Here is a 24588-nt window from a genome sequence, read left to right as displayed (position 1 = left end):
AGCGCCTGTCCGCTCGTTCAGAACGGGGACAGATCCATGATGCGATCGTCAGGCGATGTTTCGGTCCGCGCGCCACGGTGTGTTTGCAAATTCTGCTCAGTTAACGGTAGTCATGACTGGGTTCCGAACTGATCCTATGGTATCGATCCGCAACTTCCGATCTGATTCGAGTGTCGGCGATGATCATCGTGCTCGGCGCGGCCGACCATGATGCTCCGGCATCGTCCTCCATCGCCTGACGCCGTGGCCGATGCAAAGCGAATCATGACCGTTTCTCCAGCCTTCGATTGTCATGGGCACTCGGGAGACGAGATTTTCGATGCGATCGTATTAGGGGCCGGTATTACAGGCCTCGTATCGGCTTCAATTCTTCACGATCTCGGCTATCGGAATATTGCCGTCATCGACGAATTTGAAAATATCGGCGGCAATCATATCGACCGGTCCATCAATGGATATACATTCGACGTCGGAAGTCTAATATTTCAGGACGATTCACCGCTGCTGAAGTATTTTCCGGAGTTGCTGGAACATTACGTTCCGATCAAGCCGACGTGGGGAAAGCTGACACCCCAGGCTTTCGTCACCTCGTACCCGCTGTCGATCCGGGACGACATCGTCCGGGCCGGTCCATGGGGCATCTTCAGGATCGTGCTATCGGCCGCTTTCTCGCGCGTGGCGCGGCGCAGAATCGGGAATGCGCGGGAGTTTGCTCGCTACTGGATCGGTGATTATCTGCTCAGAAGGTCCGGCCTCGAGAGCTACATGAAGCGGTTCTTCGGCGTTCCGGCCGACTGGGTCGATCTGGAATTTGCCGAGAAGCGGATGCTCTGGATCAAGGAGCACGCCAGCCCGCGCGTCTTGTTGCGCTATGTCCGCCGGCATCGCGCGCCGGGTCCGACCAACAGGCAGTTGGCGCGACCCCGCGAAGGCTTCAATGCCCTCTACGAAGTGGCCGCCCGGACCCTGCGGCAGCGCGGTTCGGTCTTTCATCTGGGCGAGCGGATCGAAGCGATCACACGGCGCGGGACGCAATTCGATGTCCGCACAGGTGGCCGCCGTTTGACCGCCCGGCGACTCATCTCGACGATCCCCATTGCGCGGGCGTTGGCCCTCTGCGGAGTCCGAGAGGATCCCGGTCTCGCCTCGGTAACGCTGATCAGCCTGTATTTCAGCTTCGACGGGAATCGCGGCTTCGACTGTTCGATCCTCTACAACTTCGCGCATGACGGCGCTTGGAAGCGGCTCACGATGTATTCCGATTTCTACGGTCGGGTGGAGGGGCGCGAGTATTTTGGAGTCGAGGTCATCGCTGGCCACGCGAACGATTCCGTGACGATCGCCGAGCAGGATTTTCGGGCACATGTCGCCAAGAACGGGCTCTTCGCCGGTGATCTGGTTTGTGAGGGCAGCCAAGTGGTGCCCTGTGCCTATCCCATCTACACCGGGCAGGCCCATCAGCGGGTGTCGCGCGCGCTCGCCCAACTCGCCGACTTCGGGATCGAGTCGTTCGGACGACAGGGCGGTTTCGACTACCAGCCGACGGCCCGTGTTTCGACGCTCAACGCGGCGGCTCACCTGATGCCGACAAGGACGTCGGACGCTTAGTCGAGTCGATTCGGCCGGCGGGCGCCGCGCGCCGCCCTCTGAGACCGGGGCCTCCCCCGCCTCGGTCGTGACCTCGGCGGTTCGGCGAGGCGGCCGGGGCCGCCGGCGCGGGGCCGTCTCACTGGACCAGATAGGCGCGGCTCGGCTCACGCGGAGGACGAGGGGCCGCCAAGCGCTCGCGCGCGAGGACCCCGTCGACGAAACGGCTGATCTCGTCCGCGAAGCGGCCGACACCGAAGTCGGCTGCGCGGCGGACGAGGCGCTCTGGCTCCACCCCAATCGCCCGACAGCGCTGGACGGCATCGATCAGCGCGTCGACGGACTGCTCGTGGAAGAAGGTGCCGGTCACGCCGTCGATGACCGTCTCGGTGACACCACCCTTGCCGAACGCGACGACCGGCCGTCCGCTCGCCATGGCCTCGACCGGGACGATGCCGAAATCCTCTTCTCCGGGGAAGATCAGGGCTTGGCACCGTGCGTAGTGGTGTTTCAGGACCTCGAAGGGCTGCGGACCGAGGATCTTGATGTGCGGACCGGCCATGCTGCGCAGTTCACGCAGCATCTCGCCGCCGCCGATCACCACGAGCGGCTGCCCCAACCGGTTGAAGGCCTGGATCGCCAGTTCCGGCCGCTTGTAGCGAACCATTTCGCCGACCATCAGATGGTAGTCACCGCGCTGGCCATCCGGAGCGATCTCGAAGGCCGCCGTGTCCACGGGCGGATGGATGACCTTGGCTTGGCGCCGATAGTAGGTCTCGATGCGTCGCGCGACCGTGTCCGAGTTGGCGATGAACTCGTGGACCCGGCCCGCCGAGACCGCGTCCCAGTTGCGCACGTAATGGGCCACCGGCGGCATCAGCAGGCGCGTGAGCAGCCCCGTCCGCTCGCGATAATCGTGGTACATGTTCCAGACGTACCGCATCGGTGAGTGACAGTAACAGATATGAAGCGCGTCGGATGGCGGGATGATCCCCTTCGCCGGACCCGATTCGCTGCTGATGATCAGATCGTATCCCCGCAGATCGAGCTGCTCGAGGGCCATCGGCATCAGGGGTAGATAGGATTTGTATCGGCTGGTCGCGAACGGCAATCGGCCGATGAACGAGGTCCTGACCCGGTGCGCCCTGATGGTCGGCGACATCGATTGCGGGGCGTAGGCGTGCGTGAAGATGTCGGCTTCCGGATAGAGGTCGCAGAGCGCCTCGACGACCTTCTCGCCGCCGCGCATCCCGATGAGCCAGTAATGGACGATCGCGACTCTCATCGCTCGGAACCTGCTTCCCCGATCGCCGCGCAGCTCTCACCGAGTCGCCCGGTGGATGTCCGATCGGTCGCTGGCAGGCAGCTGCTCCACAGGCAAGGGACCATGATTGCGCTATTCTCAGTCTTGATCGGAAACGTGCGCCTTCGGCTGGACCTGTGTGGTTCGAGCCTCGGGAGCCGCGGGGATTGATGACTTTCAGACGGGATCGACGGGTCTCACGCCATCCGCTGCGGATGGACGTTGCAGGCAGGCCTGGCCGACTTGGCGGGTATGCTCCGGGGCCGCATCAGGCTCTGCGCTCCCACCCGTCGGCCGAACAGGCGCAGACCACCCGGCGTGCCGCGCCGCCCGGCACTCTGTTCTCTCTCGGCGTATGCATCATGAGTGGCCCCAATCCGTACTGGCTCCGGCATTGTGGCCGCTCCTGCACGTTGGATGCCGCTTAGCCATCCGCAGGATACTGAGTTCGCCCATCCGGGTCACGCTGCGGAACCCGCCGCCATAGGGATTAGTCCCGCGGCATCGCAATAGGGCCGCGCACGCACGGTCCGTCGCGGCGCGGCGGCCGATGCCACCGATCCGGCACGCGTCTCATCCCGCTGACCGCGCCTGAGGTACTGTATCGGAAGTCCATCCATAGAGCGCGCCCCGCACCTTGTCATGATCGCCCTCGGTGCGAAATTGATTTCGCGACGCCATTCAGCAACATCCCGGCGATCGCCGCCGCAGCGACCTCCCGGAATGCCTGCGGCGGGACGTCTGGACATTGCACCGCGATCCCATGCGCGAGCGTCCCGGTCTGGACGGGTGACCCGCGCGCGCGGGAGAAGCACAGAGCTGCAAGTGGCTCAGCTCTCGACCATCAACCGTGGGAACGCGCGGCATTCCTCGGGCCGGACGAACGCAGTGCACAATGATGGGTGAGCATCCGGCCAAGGTCGATGTCTCGTGACATTGCTTGGATTGCGGCATCGAGGCGGATTCGTGGCCGGGTCGAGAGGCAGAGGGCCGGTGCCACTGTGCTTCATCCTGCGAGATCGAAATCTATTCTTGAATTTTTGTGCGGAAAATATACTGGCATATAGGGTATGGTTAAGCTTGAAACAGGCGCGATGATTTGATATCCGGTCGTTGACAATTGATTAACCGTTGCTGCGCCTGGCGGCCACCTGCCGTCACGAGGAGCCAGAACATGCTGCGCGACGTCGGCCCACCGCTTCAGCCTGCCTTGCGTGCGCCGCAGTACGGTGTCGAACTGGCGGACCAAGTGGGCGATGCCGCGGAGGCTGTCGCGGAGGCCGTTCTGCCAACGGCGCCGTTCGTGGCGCGCGGTCTGCGGTTGGGCTGGGCGGCCAAGCGCGGGCTCGACATCACGGTGGCGGCCACGGCCCTCTTCCTCTTGCTGCCGTTGCTGATCCTGATCGCCGCTCTCGTGTATGCCGGTGATCGCAAGGCGCCGATCTTCCGCCACATGCGGGTGGGCCGGGACGGTCGCCGCTTCGGGTGCCTGAAGTTCCGCTCCATGGTGACGAATGGCGACGCTGTTCTGGCGGCGCATCTGGCCGCCAATCCTCTGGCCCGGGCCGAGTGGGCGGCGACGCACAAGCTCAGCGACGACCCGCGCGTCACCGCCGTCGGCTACGTGCTGCGCAAGACCTCGCTCGACGAGCTGCCGCAGCTCTGGAATGTGCTGCGCGGCGAGATGAGCTTGGTCGGTCCGCGCCCGATCGTGCCGGCCGAAGTCGCCCGCTACGGGCGGGCATTCCCCACCTGTTTCGCCGTGCCGCCGGGCGTGACGGGGCTGTGGCAGGTCTCGGGCCGCTCCGACACGACCTATGCCGAGCGCGTCGCGCTGGATCTGGACTATGCCACCCGGTGGACCTTGCACCGGGATCTCGCCATCATGCTGCGCACCGTTCCCGCGGTTCTGGCGCAGCGCGGGAGCCGATGAGGCGCGGGTGGTCCCCGCGCCGGGGCGCGGCGTGCTCTGGCCCTGCGCGACGGCGCACCACGAACCGCGCACCCAGATCCGGTTCGGGGCAGCACTTTGCTGGTCCGACAGATGAGGGCCGGATCGGATTGTGGCAGGTGCCAGCGATGACCGAACGAGACCCGTACCAGCACGAGGATCCGATCTGGTACGATCGGATCGAGGCGGATGAGCCGCCTGGCGTCATCCTCGATCTGCTGGCGCACGTGTTCGTGCCGATTATGGCGGCTCTCGGTGCGGTGAGAGCGCTGTACTGGCTACCGACTCGACTGTGGTGCCGGGCCGCGCGCTCGATCCTGCGCGATCGGACCACCGCTGCGAAGCGGCTCTGAGCCGAGCGCAGCATCGTCACAGTCGAGCATTCGCCGGGCTCGAGCGGCCTGTCGTGATACGTCATCCGCCGACGGACCCGCGACGCGGCCTCCAGCCGTCCGAGCTCCGGTGAGCGTGATGCCACGCTGAACGCGCATCTGAGCGTCCGTTCACCGCCCACCTCTCGGGCACGCAGGCCGGTTATGTCCGGAGCATACCGAACTCGGAGCCGCGGCGTCGGTTGTGGGAGCTTCATCAGGTCGAGATTGACAATATTAACGCTATGAAGTAGCGCTATTGACCATTCTGAAAATTGACAGACGTGATGGATCCCGAACGGGATCAGATGTCATTTGCCCATATCGAGTGGCGAGTGCTTGTATGAGGTTCTCGGAGGCAGGGGCTGCCATTCGGCGCTGGCACTTTGGCTGGCCGCCGCGCACGCGCAGGATGACCGCCAGCGAGCGCTCCCTCTCGGTCGGTGCCTGCCAAACGTGCGGGGCAAAGGTGGAGATCTCCAACGCATACTGCGTTCCCTGCGCCACAGAATACGCCGACTGCGATGTCGCATATTTTGATCGATGGTTGCTGGTCTTTATCTGGGTTGCTGCAAGTGTAACGCTGTTCGGCGCAATCTATTTTATGTTGAGACTCTTCGGTGCTGTATCATAGAGATGTTCACGATCCTTCGTCGCTCGGCTTTCGCGTCATCGCCGACGTCGGATTGTGGAGCGGTCGGAAGGCTCACCGATCGGAGCGGGACGGCGCAAGCGGCATTCTCAGGATTCGGTGCGCGATGCCGCGCCATCGATTCCAGGTCTGGGACGTATAGGTCCCTGGTCAGGAAAGGTGGCACGTTCCCGGTATCGGATGGCGATCGCGTCGATGCGCCGGCTGTCAGGTTCGTGCACGCTCCTGTCCCGGACCCAGGGCCCTGGCTCGGCGATCACGGGCGGGCCGGCGCTCGAGCGTTGGTATACGGTCCGTCCAGCTCGATATCCCGGTGGATGGGAGATCTGAGTACCTCTATCGGGTGATGGACGCTGGCCATTGCTCGGTAGAATGGCTGTGGGATCCGCTGTTCAGGGCGCGATCACGGCTGACGATACAATCGAGCCGGGTCTGAACAGGTTGCGGGTGAGGGTGAGGGCAGGATGCGCGGCTTGGTTTCGACTGCGACGCTCTCCGGAGTGCTGGCGCTTGTCTTCAGCATGCCCGCATCGGCGGCCTCCGATATCACGGTCGCTGCCATCGCCACCGGTCGGCTCTATGTTGTCGGGACGACCGATCGCCCGCACACGGCCGTGATTTTGGACAAACGGTTCAAAACCGAATCCGACGAGAATAGGAAGTTTCAGTACGAGTTGGTGTACCATCCCGCCAATTGTGTGGTTTCCGCCGCAATCGATGGGACGATACATGAAGCGGTTGTCAGCAATTGTGGGCAGCAGGTGGTGCCCGGAACTTGGCTGGACCCGAAGCCCGCGATGACCAGGCCGACTCCTCTGGAGCGGGTGCTCTCACCGACGGTCGAGGTGCCCTCCACCGTCTTCTGCCCCTCGGTTCAGACAGAGCGCTCGCAGGATCCGGCACGCATCGAGCTTGCTGACCGCACGCCACCGGTCTTCACCGTCGTGACGGGGATGAATTTCTCGCCGCGCTACTGACGCTTGGCCGCAGGTGTGAAGAAGGCGGAGAGGATGGGTGCGGCGCATCGTCGGGATCCTCCCCGGAAGGAGTCCGCGAACGGACTTCTGCGCGGCGTCGGCTGACGGAGCGCACGGCGAAAGCGATGGCCACTTCGCCGGCTCGGGGGCCGTAGTCGGGACTGGCGTGGCAAGTGAGAACGCACCGAGGCGTGCCAGTCGATACAGACAACTCGCCGTTCACTCTCGAGCCGCGTCGAAAAGCGACGTCAGCATCCTGAGCATACGCTCTTCGCGGCGCCGCGTCCGCCCTTCAGGAGCGCCGCCATCGCCGCTTCGCGATTGTACTCCGACATGATCCTCTTGGTGGCGAGATCCTTATCGAAGCCGGGAATGTTGTCTTTCTGTGTGGCCGAGGCTTCTCCGACGCCGGCACCGTTCGACATGCGGGACAGGCCGGAATAGATCGGCGGCTTCGTCAGATTCTCCGGACGGAGACTCTTCCAGCTCATGCGGTTGCGCATCGAGGAATCGAGAACCGCCAGAGGGTTCACACCGTTCTGGCCGATCTGCGCGTCCGTGAGCTTCAGAGTGCCGGGAATGACGACGGAGAGCGGATCGATATCGCGCTCAGCACGCGGTGCCGCGGCGCCCACGAGCGGGCCCGTCGACGCGGTTGCCGCAGGCATCGCGGTCGGGGGCGGCAAGGCGCTGTAGGCAGTCGGCATCAGCGGCGCGTGGGAGCACGCGCCGAGAGTGAGCACCGCCACGAGCGTTCCGATTCGTCTGAAAGCCATGGTCGCCCTCGCGCTGCGCCGGGCCATTCTAGCCAAGCTTGCACATGACATACCAGTGTTGGGCGGGGCGAGTCCAACCCCTATAAACTGGCTACAGCAATCTCCGAAGTACGCAATGACCAAAAGTAGTATAGGGGCTCAGTGGCCATTCTTGCCGACGGATCCCGGCGATGGGCTCCGTCTCGCGACAAGTGACTTTCGGCCCTGATATGAACAGCTCCGATTTCCGTGCATCTAAGACAAATCGAATTTCGATGATGTATCTAACGCAGTAGATTTGTCGATTGAAGCGCACAGCTACGCTCTCGGTTGTCCCTGTCCTTCATGCGAAGTTGGTTGCGGTGTTCGGGTCGGAAGGTGTCCGTGCCCGCGAGAGCGGGGTCGCGGGTCTCCGGGCAGTTAAAGATAGCCCCGATAGATCGTCCTCGCCGTCGAAGAGGCTGCGCCTACTGGCCCAGTTGGGCACGAGATCGCCACCGTTCGGCCGAGCACGTTCGATCTGTGAGCATTCATGACGCTGCTTGCAGGTAGGACACCACGCGACACGCAGGTTGGGGGCGGCCCGGGCGGTGCGGGGCAAGCCGACGACGTCAATTGACCGAGTCGGCCGCCGCGCGAGCGCGCGGCGGGCAGGCAGGGGCCGCGCAGATCCGCACCGCGCTCCGTCGGTCACCGTCCCCGGAACGCGGCGTCCAGCGCGTGCGAGACACGCGCCAAGATCCCGGCGCGGGCGGCGGCGTCGGAGCCGATATGCGGGTCGCGCTGCACGCACGGGTCCGCGTAGGTGAACGGCGTGGCGTCCGGGCCCGCCACGAGGGCGCCGTCCGCCGCCTCGCTTATCGCGCAGGCGCGGACGGTCTGCGCGCCCCGGGCGACCACGGGCTGGGTCGGCCCGGCCGGGTTGTCGAAGACGTGCTGCGCTCCGGGAAAGACGGTCAGGTCGACATCGGCGCCGGCCGCCCTCAGCCGCTCCGCGTAGGCCGCGCAGGTGGCGGCGGGATTGTAGTCGTCGCCCCCGCCACCGAAGATCCGGATCGGCCGATCCGCCACGGCCGTGTCGTCCCGGAAGCGGATGGAGCAGTCCGGGTAGACCGGCAGGTAGAGCGCGGGGATCACGCCGGAGCGGTTCCAGGCCGCGTCGAAGCGCTTGAGGCTGGCGTAGAGCGCGGCCTGCCCGCCGCGCGAGAAGCCCATTACGGCGATCCGCGCCGGGTCGACCCGCGGATGCTTCGCCAGCACGCCCAGCGCCCGGTAGATGTCGAGGATCAGGTTCGTGCGCGCCAGGAGGCTCTGGTCGGTGTTGACGCTGGTCAGGCCGCGCCCGGTGAAGCCGTCGATCGCGAAGGTCGAGATCCCGCGCGCCGCCAGCGCCCGCTGCCAGAACTCGATGTTGCCGCCCAGACCCCCGGAGCCGTGCATCAGGATCGCGGTCGGCAGGCGCTCGGTCCCCGCCTTGGCGATGCGCAGGATCCCCGCGACCGTGACCGGCTTCGCTCCCTCGGACGTGCCGGTGAGGAACTGCCGGTCGGTCAGCGTCAGGCTCTCGAACGGGTGAACCTCCACGCGGGCGGCGTAGCTGCCGAGATCGGCGACGCCGTCCGCTGCGGGCCCGGCGGAGGCCGCCGGCGTGATGCCGGCCAGCAGACAGGCCGCCAGGAACAGGATCGATCGCCGCATCGGAACGCTCCGCCACCGGGCGGCAGCCTAGCAGCGGCGCGGGTGGCCTGTCGCCGCGGGAGGGACTGGAACCGGTTTCCTCTCGCTGCCCGATGTCAGGCCCCGGGGGCGAGGGCTACGCGGCCGCGCGGTCGGCCAGGTAGGCGCGCCAGCCGCCGAAGCGCGTGATGTCGGCCGCCCCGTCGAGGCCGGCTTGCTCGACCAGGAAGCCCTTGGGCGCCGTGCCGTCGGCGAGCCGCAGCGTGCCGATGCCGAGCGGTGCCGGGATGGCGGCGACGAAGCGTCCGAACGCGGCGGGCGGCAGGGCCCACACCTCGGTCTCGATGGGGGCGCCGTCCCCGGCCGCCACCCGGAGCAGCCCCGGGCGCTGCGGCGGGCCGCCCGGCAGGGCGTAGAGCCGATAGTCCCGGGCTGTCGGCACGGCGCGCAGGAAGCGCCCGCCGCAGCCGGCCAGCTCGCGGTTCAGCGGCAGTCCCGAGAGATGCGCCCCGACGACCGCCAGCTCGATCGCGTCCGGTCCGGCCGCGGCCGGCCCCGGCTCCACGACCGGCACCGGCATCGTACCCGCGCCGATCCGCGGCGCCGAGGCCGCGTGCAGGCGTGCCCCGAGGGCGGCGAGGAGCCCGTCCGAGCCGCGCGGCGCCAGCAGGGTGATCCCGGCGGGGAAGCCGTCGGCGCGGGGCCGGCCCGGCACCGCCAGGGCGCACCAGTCCAGCAGGTTGACGAAGTTGGTGTAGGTGCCGAGCTCGCTGTTCGGCCCGATCGGGTCGGCCGCGACCGCCGCGCAGGTCTGCGGGCGCGGGTAGGTCGGCACGGCGAGGACGTCGATCCGGTCCCAGACCGCGTCCGCGGCCCGGCGCAGCGCCGCGAGGCAATAGAGGCCCGCGAAGGCGTCGGCCGCGCTGTGGCGCTCGGCGGAGGCGATGACCGCCCGCGTCGTCGGGTGGAGGATGTCGGGGCGCGTCTCCATCACCGGGCGGATCGCCGCGTAGCGCTCGGCGACCCAGGGGCCGTCGTAGAGCAGGGCCGCGACGGCGAACATCGGCGCGAGATCGACCGGCGCCGCCGCCCCGGCGAGGGCTTCGAGATCGGCGACCGTCGCCGCGAAGGCCGCCTCGGAGAGCCCGTCGCCGCCGAAGCGGAGGCTCGCCCCGTCCGGGAGCCCGAGGCGCAGGCCCGGCGGGAGGGCGGCGGGGGCGGCCGGCACCGGCAGGGCCCGCGACCAGGGATCGGCGGCATCCGGACCCAGCATGACCCGGAAGGCCGCGTCGGCGTCGGCCACGGTGCCGGCGAAGACCGAGAGCGTGTCGAGGGTCCGGCAGGCCGGCAGCATCCCGCGGCTGGAGATCGCCCCGAGGGAGGGCTTCAGCCCGACGACGTTGTTGAGCGCCGCCGGCACCCGGCCCGACCCCGCCGTGTCGGTGCCGAGCGCGAAGGCGACGATCCCATGGGCCACCGCCACGGCCGAGCCGCTGCTGGACCCGCCGGGCACGTAGGCCGGATCGATCGCGTTGCGCGGGGCCGGGTAGGGGGTGCGCAGGCCGACGAGCCCGGTGGCGAACTGGTCGAGGTTGGTCTTGCCGATCAGGATCGCGCCGGCCGCGAGGAGACGCGCCACTGCGGGCGCGGTCTCGGCGGGGGTATGGGCGAAGTCCGGGCAGGCGGCAGTGGTCGGCAGCCCGGCGACGTCGATGTTGTCCTTGACGGCGAAGGGCACGCCCCAGAGCGGCATCGCCGCGGAGTCGAAGGGCGGGAGCGCCGCAGCGGCTTCGCGAGCATCCGCCTCCGGGACGAGCGCGAGGAAAATGCCGGGATCGTCCACCGCGGCGAGCCGCCGGTAGGCCTCGGCCACGACGGCGCGCGGGTCGAGGCCTTCGGCGTAGGCCGCGTGCAGGAGCGGGATGGTCGGGAAGGGAGGCACGGTCATTCCTCGCAGCGAGGCTCAGGATTCATCGCCGGTGGCGCGGTACCAGTCGAGGATCTCGCCCCCCTGCATGAACACCGCGTCGCTGCGCGCCAGGACGGCGTCGAGCAGCCGCTCCAGCAGGCCGATCCGGTGCGGCACGCCGGTGATGTAGGGGTGGATCGCGAAGCCCATCACCTTGGCCCCGCCGAGGGGGCCGGAGCCGGCGGCCTCGGCCGCGAGCCGGTCGAGATGGGCGAGCGCCCGCTCCACGAACTCGTCGGCCCGGTGGTGCTGGATGGCCAGCAGCGGGATGTCATTGAGCTCGACGGAGTAGGGGAGGGCGACGAGGTCGCCCGTGCGCGTCGCCACCCGGCAGGGGCGGTCGTCGACCACGAAGTCGCCGACGTACTCGAGGCCGGCCGCGTGCAGGTGGTCGGGCGTGTCCAGGGTCTCGGTGAGGCCCGGCCCGAGCCAGCCGCGCGGCGGGCGCCCCGTGGTCGCGGTGATCGCCGCGACGGTGCGGGCGATCATCGCCGGCTGGTCCGAGACTCTGTGGGTCGGGACCTGGTGGAAGCCGTGGGCCATGAACTCCCAGCCGGCCGCGTGGGCGGCCCCGGCCACGCGGGGATAGGCCGTGCAGACCGAGCCGTTGATCGACAGCGTCGGGCGGATTCCGCGGCTGGCGAAGGCCTCGAGGAAGCGCCAGAACCCGACCCGCATCCCGTACTCGTGCCACGCCCAGTTGGGGATATCCGGGAGCAGGCTCGCGGCGGTCGGCGGCACCAGGATCTGGCGCGGCATCGGGTTGTCGATCAGCCAGTGCTCGACGTTGACCACCGGCCAGACCGCCACGTGCTTACCGCCCGGCAAGGTGAGGCGCGGCCGGTCCACGGCGGCGTGGTAGGCGAGGCGATTTTCGGGCCGGCGGGGATCGTCGGGCGCGGTGTCCATCAGGCGGCGGCCCGCGGGGCGTGGTGGCTGTGGAGCTGGGCCGCGAGAATCCGGCGCAGGTCGTTGAAGGCCGGGCTCGACACGTCGCGCCGCCGCGGCAGCTCGACCGGGTGGATCGCCTCGATCCGGCCGGGGCCGGGCGACATCATCACGATGCGGTCCGCGAGGAAGATCGCCTCCTCGATGGCGTGGGTGACGAACAGGATCGTCAGCCCCGTCCGCGACCACAGGTCGAGCAGCTCGTCCTGCAGCCGCTCGCGGGTCATGGCGTCGAGCGCCCCGAAGGGCTCGTCCATCAGCACCACCTCGGCCTCGTTGGCGAGCACCCGGGCGATGGCGACCCGCTGCTTCATCCCGCCCGAGAGCTGGTGCGGGTAGGCGTCGGCGAAGGCCTGGAGGCCGACCAGGGCGATGTAGCGCTCGGCGGTGTCGCGCACCTCGGCGGCGGGCCGCCCGCGGGCCTTCGGGCCGAAGCCGATATTGTCCCGCACCGTGAGCCACGGGAACAGGCCGTAATCCTGGAAGACCATGCCGCGGCTCGGCCCCGGCCCGGCGATCGGCTTGCCCCACATCAGGGCCTGCCCGGAACTCGGGGCCTCGAACCCAGCGGCGACCCGCAGCAGCGTCGACTTCCCGCAGCCCGAGGCGCCGAGCAGGCAGACGAACTCGCCACGGGACACCGTGAGGTTCGCCTCGCGCAGGGCCTCGGTCCGGCGGCCGCCCGCCGCGTAGGTCTTGGAGACCGCCCGCATGTCGAGGATCGGGATCGTCGGATCAGCCATGATTGGGGCTCCAGGCGAGCAGCCGGCGGCCGAGCTGCATGACCAGCCAGTCGGAGACGAAGCCCGCGACCCCGATCACCGCCATGCCGCAGATCACGATCTCGGTGCGCGAGAGCTGGCGCGCCTCCATGATGATCGCGCCGAGGCCGGTCTGGACGCCGGTCATCTCGCCGACCACGATCACCACCCAGGCGAAGCCGAGGCCGAGCCGCAGGCCGGTGAAGATCGACGGCAGCGCCGCCGGCAGCACCACGCGGACGAACTGGGCCGGCCCGGTGCAGCCCAGCATCGCTGCCGCCTCGAACAGGCGCGGCTCAACGGAGCGGACCCCGAACACGGTGTTGACCAGGATCGGGTAGAACGCCCCGAGGAACACGAGGAAGAAGGCCGAGCGCGGCCCGAGGCCGAACAGGATCATCGCCAAGGGCAGCCACGCGGTGACCGGAACCGGCCGCAGCACCTGCAGGACGGGATCGAGCAGCGCCCGGATCAGGGGCACGCGGCCGATCAGCAGGCCGAGCGGCAGGGCGGCGGCGGCCGCCAGCGCGAAGCCGCCGTAGACCCGGCTCAGCGAGGCCGCGAGATGGGTCCAGAGCGTGCCGCTGAAGGCGTCGTCGTTGACGCCGCCGACCGCGAGATCCCGCATCTCGGCCCAGACCTCCGCGGGGGGCGGGATCAGGCTGTAGGGCCGGCCCGCGGTGGTGACCTGCCAGACCGCGACGAGCGCGGCCGGCACCACGCAGGCGAGCGCCAGCCGGCGCAGGTGGGCGAAGCCAGGCCCCGCCCGCCCGGCCCCGCGCGCCGGCGTCACCTGCGCCGCCGCCGGCAGGGCGCCGGCCTCGATGCCGGTGCTCACGCCCGCCCCAGCGCGTCGACGAAGCGGGTATCGATGAAACCCGGCTCCGGCAGCCGCTTGATCTGTTTGAGCGCGAGCATGTGCTGCGCGTAGGCGTCGGCCTGCCGGATCTCGTTCGGCCCGAGGCGCCAGGTCAGCTCGACGTTCGGGGCCGAGAGCTCGAGCGCCTCGCGCTTCTGGCCGAGCTTCGCCACCGCCATGGCGATCATCGCGTCGCGGTCGCCGGCCGCGAAGTCCGTCGCCTTGCGGTGAATCTCCAGCATGGTCCGGACGAGGTCCGGCCGCTCGGCCAGCGTGTCGCGGTGGGCGCCGAACACCATGTTCAGCGCGCCCATCTCGGTGCCGTAGGGGTACTCGACGAGCTGGCCGACGCCCGAGGCGAGGCTGACGCCCGGGCCCGGCTCGGCGCCGACATAGGCGTCGACGTCGCCGCGGGCGAGCGCGATGTGCATCTCCGAGAAGGAGACGCGCACGGGGGTGATGTCCTTCACCGAGAGGCCCTCCATGCGCATCCGCTCCAGGACGAAGACCTCCTGGGTGCTGCCGGGCCAGATCGCGACGCGCTTGCCGCGCAGGTCCTTGATGGCGTGGATGTCGGAGCCCTTCTTGGCGATCACCGCCATCCCGCGGTTGCAGGTGGAGGCGATGACCACGAGCGGCTCGCCGGCGGCGGCGCCCAGCGTCGCGGCGGCGATCCCGAAGGTGCCGAAATCCACCGACTTGGTGACCACGGCGTTCTTGCACTCGGTCGGGCTCTCGAAGGGCACAACCTCCACGTTCACCCCGGGCGGGGTGAAGCGCGCGTAGAAGCTCGGCGCGATCGAGTGGATCAGCTTGAGCGAGCCCATCCGGATCGTGACGGGCGCGCCCTGTGCGCGGGCCCGGGCCAGGGGTCCGAGGGCGAGGCCGGCCCCGAGACCGGCCAGGAGGGTGCGGCGGCGGATCATCGAACGGCTCCTGCAGGGTCTCGATGTGCCGAGGCTACGGGCACCAACCTGTTGCGAGGAAGTGCTATTTTCTGAGCGTGCCGTTGCCATAAACGCAACAGCCCGGCAGGGTGCGGGCGTGAAGCACCTGCGCACCGTCACCTACGTCGCCGAGGTCGCCCGCGCCGGCTCGATCCGGCGCGCCGCGGAGCGCTTGAACCTCACGCCCTCGGCCCTGACCCGGCAGATCCAGGATCTCGAGTACGAGCTCGGCACGCCGATCTTCGAGCGCCTGCCGCAGGGGATGCGGCTCAACGCGGCCGGCGAGCTCTTCGCCCGGCACATCCGCGACCAGGCCGCCGACCTCGACCGGGTCCGCTCGCAGATCGCCGACCTGTCGGGCGTGCGGCGGGGGCACGTGGCGCTCGCCTGCAGCCAGGCCTTCGTCACCCAGGTGGTGCCCGAGGAGGTCGAGGCCTACCGCGCCCGCTTTCCGCAGGTCGGCTTCACCGTGCAGGTCCGCGACCACGCTCAGGCGGTCACCGCCCTGGCGGAATTCGAGGCCGACCTCGCCCTGATCCTGCAGCCGCCGCCCTCGGCGGAGCTGCACCCGCTCTATTCCGGCCATCAGACCCTGTGCGCGCTGATGCGCAGAGGCCACGCGCTGGCGGCGGAGAGCGGGCCGGTGCGGCTGCGCGACTGTCTCGCGCACGCCCTGGCGCTGCCCGACCGATCGCTCGCCATCCGCCACCACATCGAGCACGCGCTGGCCCGGCGGGGCGTCGAGCTGCGGCCCGTGGTGGAGTCGGGCTCGCTGGAGTTCCTGCGCAACCTCACCCTGCGGGAGGACGTGGTGAGCCTGCAGGTGCCCAGCGGCATCCCGGAGGACCCGCGCCTGCACAGCCGGCCGATCGACACCCGCGACCTCACCCCGATGACGCTGGTCCTGGCGCAGCTGCGCGGGCGCTCGCTGTCGGTGGCCGCCGCCAAGTTCGCCGATCAGCTCGTCGTCCGGCTGAACCGGGAAGGGGCCTGACCGGCGTCCCGCTCAGGCGGGTAGGCCGGCTTCGGCCAGCGCCTCGGCGTATCGCTGCCCCAGGGCGGCGACCGGGAAGGGGATCCGCGCCAGGAAGCCCGAGATCGTCAATCCGGGCTCGATCGCCAGGAGCTCGGCGACCGCCTGCCGGGCGCGCTCCGGCTGGCCGAGCCCGACATGGGCCACGGCGAGCGCCCGCAGGGCGACGGCGAAGCGCCGGTTCTGCGCCAGCGCCCGCTCGGCCCACCGGATCGCCTCGGGATAGTCGGACTCGCTGACCGCCGCGACCGCCATCACGCCCGACATCAGCCAGCCGCGCGGATCCCGCGGGTTGAGCTGCAGCGCCCGCTCGACCATGGCGCGTCCCGCCTCCGCGCGGCCGCACATGGTCTCGATCCAGCCCGCGAGGGTGAGCGCCAGGGCGGAGTTCGGGTTGACGAGCAGCGCGCGGCCGAACAGGTCGCGTGCCCGGTCCCGCCCGGTCTCCGACATGTTCCAGACCGCGAAGGCCGCCATCCACAGCACCTGCGCGTCCCCGGGCGCGCGCTCGACCGAGCCCCAGGCCAGCCGCACGGCCGCCGCGCGCTCCGCGTCGCCCTGCGCGATCCAGCCCTGGAAATGGCACTGCGCCCGGCAATAGGCCGCGGCGGCCATCGCCGGTGCGTAGCCCGGGTCGAGCGCCAGGGCCTCGTCCAGGTGATCGAGCGCCGCCGCCATGCCGGCGGCGGTGAAGTCGGCGAGCCGGGCATTGGCCCGGAGCAGCCGGTCGTAGGCGTCCGGATGGGCCGGCGCGTCGCGGCCGAGCCGGCCGATCTCCGCCAGCTGGAGGGTGGGCTCGATCGCGGCGGCGGCGCGCGCGGCGACCCGCTCCTGCAGGGCGAAGACGTCGTCGAGCCCGCCGTCGAAGCTGTCGGCCCAGAGATGGGCGCCGGTCCCGGCATCGACCAGCTGGCCGGTGATCCTCAGGCGCGACCCGCCGCGGCGCACGCTGCCGGCGACCACGTAGCCGACGCCGAGCTCCTGCCCGACCCGGCGCACGTCGATCGCCGCGCCCCGGTAGGTGAAGGTCGAGTTGCGCGCGATCACGAACAGGCCGCTGACGCGGGACAGCGCCGTGATGATCTCCTCAGTGATCCCGTCGGCGAAGTAGGCCTGCTCCGGATCCGCGCTCATGTTGGTGAAGGGCAGGACCGCCACCGCGGGCAGGCGCGGCCCTGTGCGCCACGTGACGCCCGCCTCCGCCGCCTCTTCCGGAGCGATCCCGGGCGAGACCTCCGATGCGGCCTCCCGCACGGCGCCGACGAAGCGCACGCCCTTGCGCGGGAGCGTCCGGATCCAGCGCTGCTCGGTTCCGGTGTCGCCGATCGCGGTCCGGGCCGCGTTGATCCGGCTGTCGAGGGTCGCTTCGGAGACGATGCGCCCGTTCCAGACCGCCTCCAGCAGGTCGTCGCGGCTCACCACCCGGTCGCGCCGCTCGATCAGCACCCGCAGGAGGTCGAAGACCTGCGGCTCGACGGCGATCTCGGCGCCGTCCCGGCTGAGCTCGCGCCGGGCAGAATCGAGGGTAAAGGGTCCGAACCGGTAGATCACGGGGCGTTCCTGGGCGGGGCCATGTCCGCGTTCCGCGCCCTGCTCACCGAACCGGTCTCCGCGGCGGAGGGCGCTCTAGCACGGGCCCGGGCGGGCATAAATCATGGGCCTCTGAAGGTGTCCTCAAGGTCCTCTCAAAGCGCGGTGTCGAGCATCGGGATAGATTTCGCTCCATCGAAGACTTTCCGACGAGGGAGCCGTCCATGGCCCGCGAGACCGATCCCGACACATCCGCCTGGAGCCGCCGCCGCCTCCTGAAGAGCGCGGTAGCCACCGCCGCCCTCGCCGAGTTCGGCCTCGGCGGGACCGCGCGGGCGCAGGGCGACTCGGCCCCCGGCGCCCCGGTCCCCGGCGCCATGCCGGGCGTCCTGAAGCAGGTCGAGGCCGGTGTGCTCGACGTCGGCTACGTCGAGGCCGGTCCCGCCGACGGGCCGGCGGTCATCCTGCTGCACGGCTGGCCCTACGACATCCACGCCTTCGCGGAGGTCGTGCCGATCCTCACGGCGGCCGGGCACCGGGTGATCGTGCCGTACCTGCGCGGCTACGGCACCACCCGTTTCCTGGCGTCGGACACGGTCCGGAACGGCGAGCAGGCGGCACTCGCGGTGGACGTCATCGCCCTGATGGACGTCCTGAAGATCCCCCAGGCCGTCCTGGGCGGCTTCGACTGGGGCGCGCGGACGGCCGACATCGTCGCGGCGCTGTGGCCGGAGCGGTGCCGGGCGCTGGTGGCGGTCAGCGGCTACCTGATCGGCAACCAGGAGGCCGGCAAGAAGCCGCTGCCGCCGCGGGCCGAGCTGTCCTGGTGGTACCAGTTCTACTTCGCCACCAGCCGGGGGCGGGCCGGCTACGAGGCCTACCGCGCCGACTTCGCCAAGCTGATCTGGCAGACCGCCTCGCCGCGCTGGCGCTTCGACGACGCCACCTTCGCGCGGAGCGCCCCGGCCCTCGACAACCCGGATCACGTCAGCATCGTCATCCACAATTACCGCTGGCGGATGGGCCTCGCCGAGGGCGAGCGCCGGTACGACGCGCTTGAGAGCCGCCTCGCGCAGGCGCCCACGATCGGCGTGCCGACCATCACCCTGGAGGGCGACGCGAACGGCGCCCCGCATCCGGACCCCGCCAGCTACGCGGCCAAGTTCACCGGACGCTACGCGCACCGGCTGATCACCGGCGGGATCGGCCACAACCTCCCGCAGGAAGCCCCGCGCGCCTTCGCGCAGGCCGTGATCGACGCGGCCGCGGCCTGACCGCGCCGGCGCGGCCGGATCATCCCCGGACACACGATCATCCCGAGACGATGACGGAGGTTGCCATGCGGTTCCTGGCTGTCGCGCTGCCGGCCCTGCTCGCTGCGGGCCTGATTTTGGGAGGCTCCGCGGTGCGCGCCGTGGATGCCGTGACCGCCCCGGCGGCCTCGCCGATCTACGGCGTCACCGTCCCGGACGGGTACCGCGACTGGCAGCTCGTCGGCGTCGCGCAGGAGACCGGGGCCCTGGACGAGCTGCGTGCCGTGGTCGGCAACGCGCGGGCGCTGGACGCCTACCGGTCGGGCACCCTGCCGTTCCCGGACGGGACGGTGCTGGTGAAGCGCGCCTGGACGCGGGTGCCGTCCGCGGAGTTCGCGCCGGCCTTCGTGCCCGGCGGCGCCACGACGGTTCAGGTCATGGTGAAGGATTCGCGGCGCTACGCGGCGACGGGCGGCTGGGGGTTCGGGCGCTTCGTCGACGGCAAGCCCGCGGACGCGGCCCAGCACGAGACCTGCTTCGCCTGCCACAGCGCCAATGTCCGGGACCACGACTACGTGTTCACGCGGCTCGCGCCCTGAGGCCGGCCGCCGCCCGGACCGCCGCCACGACGCCCCTGTCAGCGCGCGGCTTCCCTCAACGTCCGCTCGCTGTCGCGCCTTGCGTCTCCCGTCAGCCGGCGCCTACACCTTTGCCGGCTCAAGCTCGGCCCGGACCGGGCGGGACATGACGGCGCCGGCCCGAGGCACGGCCCCGCAGGGAGGATAGCGCGTGACGATCGCCCGATACGGCGCAGCCCTGGCGCTGCTCTGCGGCTTCGGTTTCCTGTCGCCCTTGAGGGCCGACGAGTGCCCCAACCGCGGCCAGCTCGACGACGCCTACTGCGACGCCAACAAGGACCTCGTCGCCGACGTCCCGGCCAAGACCCGCGACCCGAGCGTCATCGTCTTCGCCTACACGCCGGTGGAGGATCCCGCGGTCTACGAGAACTCGTTCAAGCCGTTCACGACCTACCTGAGCCAGTGCACGGGCAAGCGCGTCGTCTACTACCCGGTCCAGTCGAACTCCGCCGAGATCGAGGCGATGCGCTCCGGCCGGCTCACGGTGGCGGGCTTCTCGACCGGGCCCCTCGGCTTCGCGGTGAACATGGCCGGCGCGATCCCGTTCGCCGCCAAGGGCACCGAGAAGGGTGCCGAGGGCTACAACCTGATCGTCGTGGTGAAGGCGAGCAGCCCGTACAAGACACTGGCCGACCTCAAGGGCAAGCGCGTGGCCCACACGGCGCCGTCGTCGAATTCCGGCAACCTCGCCCCCAAGGCGCTGTTCCCCGAGCAGGGGCTGAAGCCCGGCGAGGACTACAAGCTCATCTACTCGGGCGGCCACGACAAGTCGGCGCTGGGCGTCGGCACCGGCGACTACGACGCCGCCCCGGTGGCCTCGGACGTGTTCTACCGGATGGTCGCCCGCGGGACGATCAAGGGCGACGATTACCGGGTGATTTACACGAGCGAGAAGTTCCCGACCTCGGGTTTCGCCTACGCCCACGATCTCAAGCCGGAACTCGCCGAGAAGCTGAAGCAGTGCTTCTACGACTTCCGCTTCCCGCCCGACATGGTGAAGGATTTCGAGGGCGACGACCGGTTCGCGCCGATCACCTACCTCAAGGACTGGGCGATCGTCCGCAAGGTCGCGGAGGAATCGGGCACGCCGTACAACAAGGTCGCCTACGAGCGCGAGGCCGCCCGCGAGGCCGAGGCGGCGCGCAAGAAGGCCGCGGGCGCGCCCAAGCCGTGACTCAGGCGTTGACGTCGGCCGTGACGGCGAGGAGCGCGGCGCGCGCGGTGGCGGCCGGACTCGAGGGCGATCCCCGCGCCCTGGTGATCCGGGGACTGACCAAGGCGTACCGGGCCGGCCAGCCGGTCCTGAAGGGCATCGACCTCGTGGTGCCGGGCACTGGGCTCACGGCGATCATCGGGCCGTCCGGTACCGGCAAGAGCACCCTGATCCGCTGCATCAACCGGCTGGTCCAGCCGACCTCGGGGGAGATCCTGTTCCGGGGCGAGGACCTCGCCCGGCTCTCCGGCCCCGCCCTGCGCCGGGCGCGCCGCAGGATCGGGATGGTGTTCCAGGAGTACAACCTGGTCGAGCGCCTCTCGGTGATGGAGAACCTGCTCTGCGGCCGCCTCGGCTACGTGCCGGCCTGGCGCGCGTGGCTGCGGCGCTTCCCCGAGGCGGACATCGCCCGCGCCTTCGACCTCCTCGACGCGGTCGGCCTGTCGGGCTTCGCCACCCGCCGGGCCGACGCCCTGTCGGGCGGGCAGCGCCAGCGCGTCGGCATCGCCCGGGCGATCATGCAGGAGCCCGAGATCGTGCTCGCCGACGAGCCGACCTCGTCCCTCGACCCGAAGAGCTCCGTCGAGATCATGGAGATCCTGTCCCGGCTCGCGGCCGAGCGCGGCGTGCCGGTGGTGGTCAACATCCACAACGTGGCGCTCGCCCAGCGCTTCGCCGCGCGGATCGTCGGCATGTCGGGCGGGCACGTGGTCTATGACGGGCCGCCGGACCGGCTGAGCGAGGCCGACCTGCGCGGCATCTACGGCGGCGAGAACTGGCTCGAATGAGCGCGCCCGCCCGCCCGGCCTCTCCCAACGCGTCCCCCGACGCTTCCCCCGACCGCGTCGCGTTCCGGCCCAACTGGACCGCCCGCGTGGGCTGGGCGCTCCTCGCCGTCTACGCGGTCTACGCGGCGACCCAGCTCGGCTTCTCGCCCGAGCGCTTCGCCGGCGGCCTCGCCCACGGGCAGCAGTTCCTGGCCCGGATGTTCCCGCCGAACTTCTCCCGCTGGGAACTGATCCAGTCGGGCATCCTCGAGAGCCTGCAGATCGCCGTGATCGCCACGGTGGTCGGCATCGCGGTCGCCCTGCCGATCGGCTTCCTGGCGGCCCGCAACCTGATGCCGCCCTGGGTGACGTGGCCGACCCGCATCCTGATCGCGCTCTGCCGGTCGTTCCACCCGATCATCGTGGCGATCCTGTTCGTGAAGGCGATCGGCTTCGGGGCGCTCGCCGGCGTCATGGCGCTGATCGTCGCCTCGGTGGGCTTCATCGCCAAGCTGTTCGCCGAGGCGATCGAGGAGATCTCCCTGAAGCAGGTCGAGGCGGTGCGGGCGACCGGCGCCGGCTTCCTGTCGACCCTGATCATGGGCGTGCAGCCACAGGTGCTGCCGCGCTTCATCGGCTTCGCCACCTACCAGCTCGATTCCAACCTGCGGAACTCGACCATGGTGGGCATCGTCGGCGGCGGCGGCATCGGAGCGACGCTGTTCACCGCCTACCAGCGCTTCGACTTCGACGTGGTGCTGGCGATCCTGATCGTCATCGTCGCCCTGATCATGGTGGCCGAGATCGTCTCCGGCTGGGCCCGCAAGGTGTTCCAGTGAGCGTGGCCCTCGCGCCCGCTTCCGCCGGCCCGCGCCACTGGCAGCGCTTCCCCCTGTGGAAGCGGCTGGCGCGGCTCGCCTTCACGCTCTGCGCGGTGGCGGCCTTCGTGGCGAGCCTGCGCACCATCGAGGTGATCCCGGAATTCCTCTACGACGCCCCCGACCAGCTGGCCGACCTGTTCGGCCGGATGTGGCCGATGGATGCCGGCTATGTCGGGCCGACCCTGCGGGCGCTGGTGGAGACGCTCCACATCGCGACGCTCGGCACCCTGATCGCCATCGCGATCGCGGTGCCGATCGGGCTGATGGCGGCCCGCAACGTCACGCCCAGCCGCGCGCTGAACCTCTTCGCCAAGTTCGTGTTCGTGACCTCGCGCTCGGTGAACTCCCTGGTCTGGGCGCTGCTGTTCGTGGCGGTGTTCGGCCCGGGGCCGCTGGCCGGGACCCTGGCGATCGCGCTCCGCTCCGTCGGCTTCACCGGAAAGCTGTTCGCCGAGGCGCTGGAGGAGGCCAATCGCGGCACGATCGAGGCCCTGCAGGCCGCGGGTGCCGGCCGGATGTCGACTTTGCTGCTCGGCTACTGGCCGCAGGTGAAGCCGGCCTTCTGGTCGATCGCGCTGTTCCGCTGGGACATCAACATCCGCGAATCCGCCGTGCTGGGGCTGGTCGGCGCGGGCGGCATCGGCGTCGCGCTCGATACCGCCCTGAACCTGCTCTACTGGGACCAGGTCGCCGTGGTGCTCGCCGCGATCTTCGGCGTCGTCATCCTGGCCGAGATCGTCGTGACGGCGCTCCGCGCCCGGACGCTCTGAGACGGGCCCCGGTCAGCGCCCCAGCGACATGCCGAGCGGCGGCTCGACCTCCGGCGGCAGCGGCGAGACGTAGCCCGCCGCGCCGACCCGGCGGGCGAGGTCCGCCTTGGCGGCGTCGCGCAGGGCCGCGTCGGTCACCGCCCGGGCCCCGGTGGCGGCCATCGCCTTGGCGACCTGCACCATCGCCTTGTGGGCCGCGGGGGTCTTGCCCTGCGCCACCACCTGCCAGGTGTGGAACGGCGTGCCGATGGCCACCGTGGGCGCGTGGGCCTGGACGGTCGGCACCACCCAGCTGACGTCGCCGACGTCGGTGGACCCCACCGCCGGGTTGCGCGGCGCGTCGAGGGGCACGAGGAAGTCGGCGAGCGGCGCCTCGGTGCGCGGCATCCCGATGGCGCGGAACACGGCGTCGATGTCGCCGTCGGTGAGCGTCGCCCGGATCTTGCCGGCGAAGTCCCGGTCGGCCTCGTCGAAATGCGGCGGCCCGAGCTCCTCCATGACGCCGTGCAGCGCCCGCTCCAGGGGATCGTTGCCCAGCAGGTTCGACACCGCGCTGACGATCCGCACCTCGACGGCGGTCTCGGTCATCAGGGCGGCGCCCTGCGCGATCTTCTTCACCCGCTCGACCAGCGCCAGCATGCCGGGCAGGTCGCGGGCCCGGATCGAGTAGCGCACCGTCGCGCCGGCCTGGACGACGTTCGGGGCGATGCCGCCGGCGTCGAGATAGGCGTAGTGGACCCGCGCGTCGGACGGCATGTGCTCGCGCATGTAGTTCACGCCGACGCTCATCAGCTCGACGGCGTCGAGCGCCGAGCGCCCGAGATGGGGCGCGGCCGCCGCGTGGGCGGTGCGGCCGGTGAAGACGAAGTCGGCCCGGGTGTTGGCGAGGGCGACCGGCGGTGCCACCTCCCAGAAGCTGCCCGGATGCCAGGTGATCGCGATGTCGGCGTCCGCGAAGGCGCCGGCGCGGACCATGAAGGCCTTGGCGGCGCCGCCTTCCTCCGCCGGGCAGCCGTAGTAGCGCACGCGGCCGGGCGTCCCGGTCTCGGCGAGCCAGTCCTTCAGCGCGGTGGCGGCGAGCAGAGCCGCCGAGCCGAGGAGGTTGTGGCCGCAGCCGTGGCCGTGCCCGCCCGCCTCCACCGGCCGGTGCTCGGCGACGCCGGCCTCCTGCGACAGGCCCGGCAGGGCGTCGTACTCGCCGAGGAACGCGATGACCGGCCCGCCGTCCCCGGCCTCGCCCATCACGGCGGTCGGGATGCCGGCGACCGCCTCGGTGACCCGGAAGCCCTGGTGGCGCAGTTCGGCGACGTGCTCGGCGCAGGAGCGGCTCTCCGTGTAGCAGACCTCCGGCATGCCCCAGACCCGCTCGGACAGGGCGATCAGCCGTTCCGACTGCGCGTCGACGTGGCGCCACACGGCGTTGCGGTTGTCCATCGGGTCCACTCCGGGAAAGCTGCGCATCGAGGTCGCGCCACCATAGCGGGCTCCGCGCCGTCTTCGCGAGCGCAGCGAAGCGACCCAGGGTTGCGCGCCCTCGGGAAGCGTGGCGCCGCTGGATTGCTTCGCTCCGCTCGCAAGGACGGACACGGCGCGCGCCCTGCTGCTGCCTGACCGCATGCACCGCCCAGGCCATGCTCCTGCCCGAACCAAGCGTCCGTCAACACGTTCCGATTGAACCGTCACTGGCCCGCCCCTTGCCAAGGCCGCTGCCGGAATGTTGCTGTGCCTGTCACGGCGGTAAACGGG

21 protein-coding genes are annotated in these 24588 nt (G+C 70.1%); 11 read left to right on the top strand and 10 right to left on the bottom strand.

Annotated features, from left to right (window positions below; translation table 11 throughout):
* Nucleotides 1-264 precede the first annotated feature (264 nt).
* Nucleotides 265-1608: an FAD-dependent oxidoreductase gene (locus ACLBYG_RS15010; protein WP_447681963.1), complete on the top strand. Its 1344-nt coding sequence runs from the start codon at nucleotides 265-267 to the stop codon at nucleotides 1606-1608.
* Nucleotides 1609-1726: 118 nt separating this feature from the next.
* Here the strand turns inward: ACLBYG_RS15010 and ACLBYG_RS15005 are convergent, their stop codons facing one another.
* A complete protein-coding gene (locus tag ACLBYG_RS15005) occupies nucleotides 1727-2872 on the bottom strand; it encodes a glycosyltransferase (RefSeq protein WP_020091237.1) in 1146 nt (381 codons plus the stop codon).
* A gap of 1192 nt (nucleotides 2873-4064) precedes the next feature.
* Between ACLBYG_RS15005 and ACLBYG_RS15000 the strand changes: the two genes are divergently transcribed.
* The 3 genes from ACLBYG_RS15000 (at nucleotide 4065) to ACLBYG_RS14990 (ending at nucleotide 6841) form a co-directional block, all read left to right on the top strand.
* Nucleotides 4065-4823: a sugar transferase gene (locus ACLBYG_RS15000; protein ID WP_020091236.1), complete on the top strand. Its 759-nt coding sequence runs from the start codon at nucleotides 4065-4067 to the stop codon at nucleotides 4821-4823.
* 146 nt (nucleotides 4824-4969) lie between these two features.
* A complete protein-coding gene (locus ACLBYG_RS14995) occupies nucleotides 4970-5194 on the top strand; it encodes a hypothetical protein (RefSeq protein WP_447681962.1) in 225 nt (74 codons plus the stop codon).
* Nucleotides 5195-6328: 1134 nt separating this feature from the next.
* Complete coding sequence (locus ACLBYG_RS14990) at nucleotides 6329-6841, top strand: hypothetical protein (RefSeq protein WP_139215721.1); 513 nt, start codon at nucleotides 6329-6331, stop codon at nucleotides 6839-6841.
* A gap of 248 nt (nucleotides 6842-7089) precedes the next feature.
* On the opposite strand, the gene ACLBYG_RS14985 is transcribed toward ACLBYG_RS14990, so the two are convergent.
* The 7 genes from ACLBYG_RS14985 to ACLBYG_RS14955 all read right to left on the bottom strand — a co-directional run bounded on the left by ACLBYG_RS14985 (nucleotide 7090) and on the right by ACLBYG_RS14955 (nucleotide 14736).
* Entirely contained in the window at nucleotides 7090-7590 is a 501-nt protein-coding gene (locus tag ACLBYG_RS14985) for a hypothetical protein (RefSeq protein ID WP_447681961.1), read from the bottom strand.
* Between the two features lie 696 nt (nucleotides 7591-8286).
* Nucleotides 8287-9294 carry a dienelactone hydrolase family protein gene (locus ACLBYG_RS14980; RefSeq protein ID WP_447681960.1) on the bottom strand — a complete coding sequence of 336 codons (1008 nt, stop codon included), beginning with the start codon at nucleotides 9292-9294 and terminating at the stop codon, nucleotides 8287-8289.
* 115 nt (nucleotides 9295-9409) lie between these two features.
* Nucleotides 9410-11221 carry an allophanate hydrolase gene (gene atzF / locus ACLBYG_RS14975; protein WP_447681959.1) on the bottom strand — a complete coding sequence of 604 codons (1812 nt, stop codon included), beginning with the start codon at nucleotides 11219-11221 and terminating at the stop codon, nucleotides 9410-9412.
* Between the two features lie 15 nt (nucleotides 11222-11236).
* Nucleotides 11237-12151 (bottom strand): polysaccharide deacetylase family protein, encoded by a 915-nt coding sequence (locus tag ACLBYG_RS14970; RefSeq protein WP_447681958.1) that lies wholly within the window; start codon nucleotides 12149-12151, stop codon nucleotides 11237-11239.
* The gene (locus ACLBYG_RS14965; RefSeq protein WP_447681957.1) at nucleotides 12151-12933 is read right to left on the bottom strand and encodes an ABC transporter ATP-binding protein; all 783 of its coding nucleotides are present in this window, start codon (nucleotides 12931-12933) and stop codon (nucleotides 12151-12153) included. The genes ACLBYG_RS14970 and ACLBYG_RS14965 overlap by 1 nt, the downstream gene beginning before the upstream one ends.
* The gene (locus ACLBYG_RS14960; protein ID WP_447681956.1) at nucleotides 12926-13789 is read right to left on the bottom strand and encodes an ABC transporter permease; all 864 of its coding nucleotides are present in this window, start codon (nucleotides 13787-13789) and stop codon (nucleotides 12926-12928) included. Before ACLBYG_RS14960 ends, ACLBYG_RS14965 begins: the two co-directional genes overlap by 8 nt.
* The gene (locus tag ACLBYG_RS14955) at nucleotides 13786-14736 is read right to left on the bottom strand and encodes an ABC transporter substrate-binding protein (protein WP_020091228.1); all 951 of its coding nucleotides are present in this window, start codon (nucleotides 14734-14736) and stop codon (nucleotides 13786-13788) included. The genes ACLBYG_RS14960 and ACLBYG_RS14955 overlap by 4 nt, the downstream gene beginning before the upstream one ends.
* A 118-nt stretch (nucleotides 14737-14854) precedes the next feature.
* Here ACLBYG_RS14955 and ACLBYG_RS14950 point away from each other — a divergent pair, with 118 nt between their 5' ends.
* Entirely contained in the window at nucleotides 14855-15751 is an 897-nt protein-coding gene (locus ACLBYG_RS14950) for a LysR family transcriptional regulator (protein WP_042671102.1), read from the top strand.
* 12 nt (nucleotides 15752-15763) lie between these two features.
* Here ACLBYG_RS14950 and ACLBYG_RS14945 read toward each other — a convergent pair whose 3' ends face one another.
* Nucleotides 15764-17341 carry a winged helix-turn-helix domain-containing protein gene (locus tag ACLBYG_RS14945; RefSeq protein WP_447681955.1) on the bottom strand — a complete coding sequence of 526 codons (1578 nt, stop codon included), beginning with the start codon at nucleotides 17339-17341 and terminating at the stop codon, nucleotides 15764-15766.
* A gap of 203 nt (nucleotides 17342-17544) precedes the next feature.
* Here ACLBYG_RS14945 and ACLBYG_RS14940 point away from each other — a divergent pair, with 203 nt between their 5' ends.
* From ACLBYG_RS14940 to phnE (ACLBYG_RS14915), 6 genes are all read left to right on the top strand, one after another.
* Nucleotides 17545-18594, top strand: coding sequence for an alpha/beta fold hydrolase (locus ACLBYG_RS14940; protein ID WP_447681954.1), 1050 nt, complete (start codon nucleotides 17545-17547; stop codon nucleotides 18592-18594).
* Nucleotides 18595-18659: 65 nt separating this feature from the next.
* Nucleotides 18660-19172, top strand: a complete 513-nt coding sequence (locus ACLBYG_RS14935) for a cytochrome P460 family protein (protein ID WP_447681953.1) — start codon at nucleotides 18660-18662, stop codon at nucleotides 19170-19172.
* A 190-nt stretch (nucleotides 19173-19362) separates the two neighbouring features.
* Nucleotides 19363-20385 carry a phosphate/phosphite/phosphonate ABC transporter substrate-binding protein gene (phnD, locus tag ACLBYG_RS14930; protein WP_020091223.1) on the top strand — a complete coding sequence of 341 codons (1023 nt, stop codon included), beginning with the start codon at nucleotides 19363-19365 and terminating at the stop codon, nucleotides 20383-20385.
* Nucleotides 20386-20405: 20 nt separating this feature from the next.
* Entirely contained in the window at nucleotides 20406-21212 is an 807-nt protein-coding gene (gene phnC / locus ACLBYG_RS14925) for a phosphonate ABC transporter ATP-binding protein (RefSeq protein WP_244526695.1), read from the top strand.
* Nucleotides 21209-22030 (top strand): phosphonate ABC transporter, permease protein PhnE, encoded by an 822-nt coding sequence (phnE, locus tag ACLBYG_RS14920; protein ID WP_447681952.1) that lies wholly within the window; start codon nucleotides 21209-21211, stop codon nucleotides 22028-22030. Before phnC ends, phnE (ACLBYG_RS14920) begins: the two co-directional genes overlap by 4 nt.
* Entirely contained in the window at nucleotides 22027-22842 is an 816-nt protein-coding gene (gene phnE, locus ACLBYG_RS14915) for a phosphonate ABC transporter, permease protein PhnE (RefSeq protein WP_447681951.1), read from the top strand. Before phnE (ACLBYG_RS14920) ends, phnE (ACLBYG_RS14915) begins: the two co-directional genes overlap by 4 nt.
* Before the next feature lie 12 nt (nucleotides 22843-22854).
* Here phnE (ACLBYG_RS14915) and ACLBYG_RS14910 read toward each other — a convergent pair whose 3' ends face one another.
* Nucleotides 22855-24276 (bottom strand): M20 family metallopeptidase, encoded by a 1422-nt coding sequence (locus ACLBYG_RS14910; protein ID WP_447681950.1) that lies wholly within the window; start codon nucleotides 24274-24276, stop codon nucleotides 22855-22857.
* Between the last annotated feature and the right edge of the window lie 312 nt (nucleotides 24277-24588).

The organism is Methylobacterium sp. D53M (assembly GCF_053345625.1).
Note: the sequence above shows the minus strand (reverse complement) of the source record. Positions and strands in the feature narration are given on the sequence as shown.

Excerpts from the sequence above, each read along its gene's own strand:
- ACLBYG_RS15010 (WP_447681963.1), top strand. The coding sequence starts at position 265 with ATGACCGTTTCTCCAGCCTTCGATTGTCATGGGCACTCGGGAGACGAG.
- ACLBYG_RS15005 (WP_020091237.1), bottom strand. The coding sequence starts at position 2,872 with ATGAGAGTCGCGATCGTCCATTACTGGCTCATCGGGATGCGCGGCGGC.
- ACLBYG_RS15000 (WP_020091236.1), top strand. The coding sequence starts at position 4,065 with ATGCTGCGCGACGTCGGCCCACCGCTTCAGCCTGCCTTGCGTGCGCCG.
- ACLBYG_RS14995 (WP_447681962.1), top strand. The coding sequence starts at position 4,970 with ATGACCGAACGAGACCCGTACCAGCACGAGGATCCGATCTGGTACGAT.
- ACLBYG_RS14990 (WP_139215721.1), top strand. The coding sequence starts at position 6,329 with ATGCGCGGCTTGGTTTCGACTGCGACGCTCTCCGGAGTGCTGGCGCTT.
- ACLBYG_RS14980 (WP_447681960.1), bottom strand. The coding sequence starts at position 9,294 with ATGCGGCGATCGATCCTGTTCCTGGCGGCCTGTCTGCTGGCCGGCATC.
- atzF (WP_447681959.1), bottom strand. The coding sequence starts at position 11,221 with ATGACCGTGCCTCCCTTCCCGACCATCCCGCTCCTGCACGCGGCCTAC.
- ACLBYG_RS14970 (WP_447681958.1), bottom strand. The coding sequence starts at position 12,151 with ATGGACACCGCGCCCGACGATCCCCGCCGGCCCGAAAATCGCCTCGCC.
- ACLBYG_RS14965 (WP_447681957.1), bottom strand. The coding sequence starts at position 12,933 with ATGGCTGATCCGACGATCCCGATCCTCGACATGCGGGCGGTCTCCAAG.
- ACLBYG_RS14955 (WP_020091228.1), bottom strand. The coding sequence starts at position 14,736 with ATGATCCGCCGCCGCACCCTCCTGGCCGGTCTCGGGGCCGGCCTCGCC.
- ACLBYG_RS14940 (WP_447681954.1), top strand. The coding sequence starts at position 17,545 with ATGGCCCGCGAGACCGATCCCGACACATCCGCCTGGAGCCGCCGCCGC.
- ACLBYG_RS14935 (WP_447681953.1), top strand. The coding sequence starts at position 18,660 with ATGCGGTTCCTGGCTGTCGCGCTGCCGGCCCTGCTCGCTGCGGGCCTG.
- phnE (WP_447681952.1), top strand. The coding sequence starts at position 21,209 with ATGAGCGCGCCCGCCCGCCCGGCCTCTCCCAACGCGTCCCCCGACGCT.
- ACLBYG_RS14910 (WP_447681950.1), bottom strand. The coding sequence starts at position 24,276 with ATGGACAACCGCAACGCCGTGTGGCGCCACGTCGACGCGCAGTCGGAA.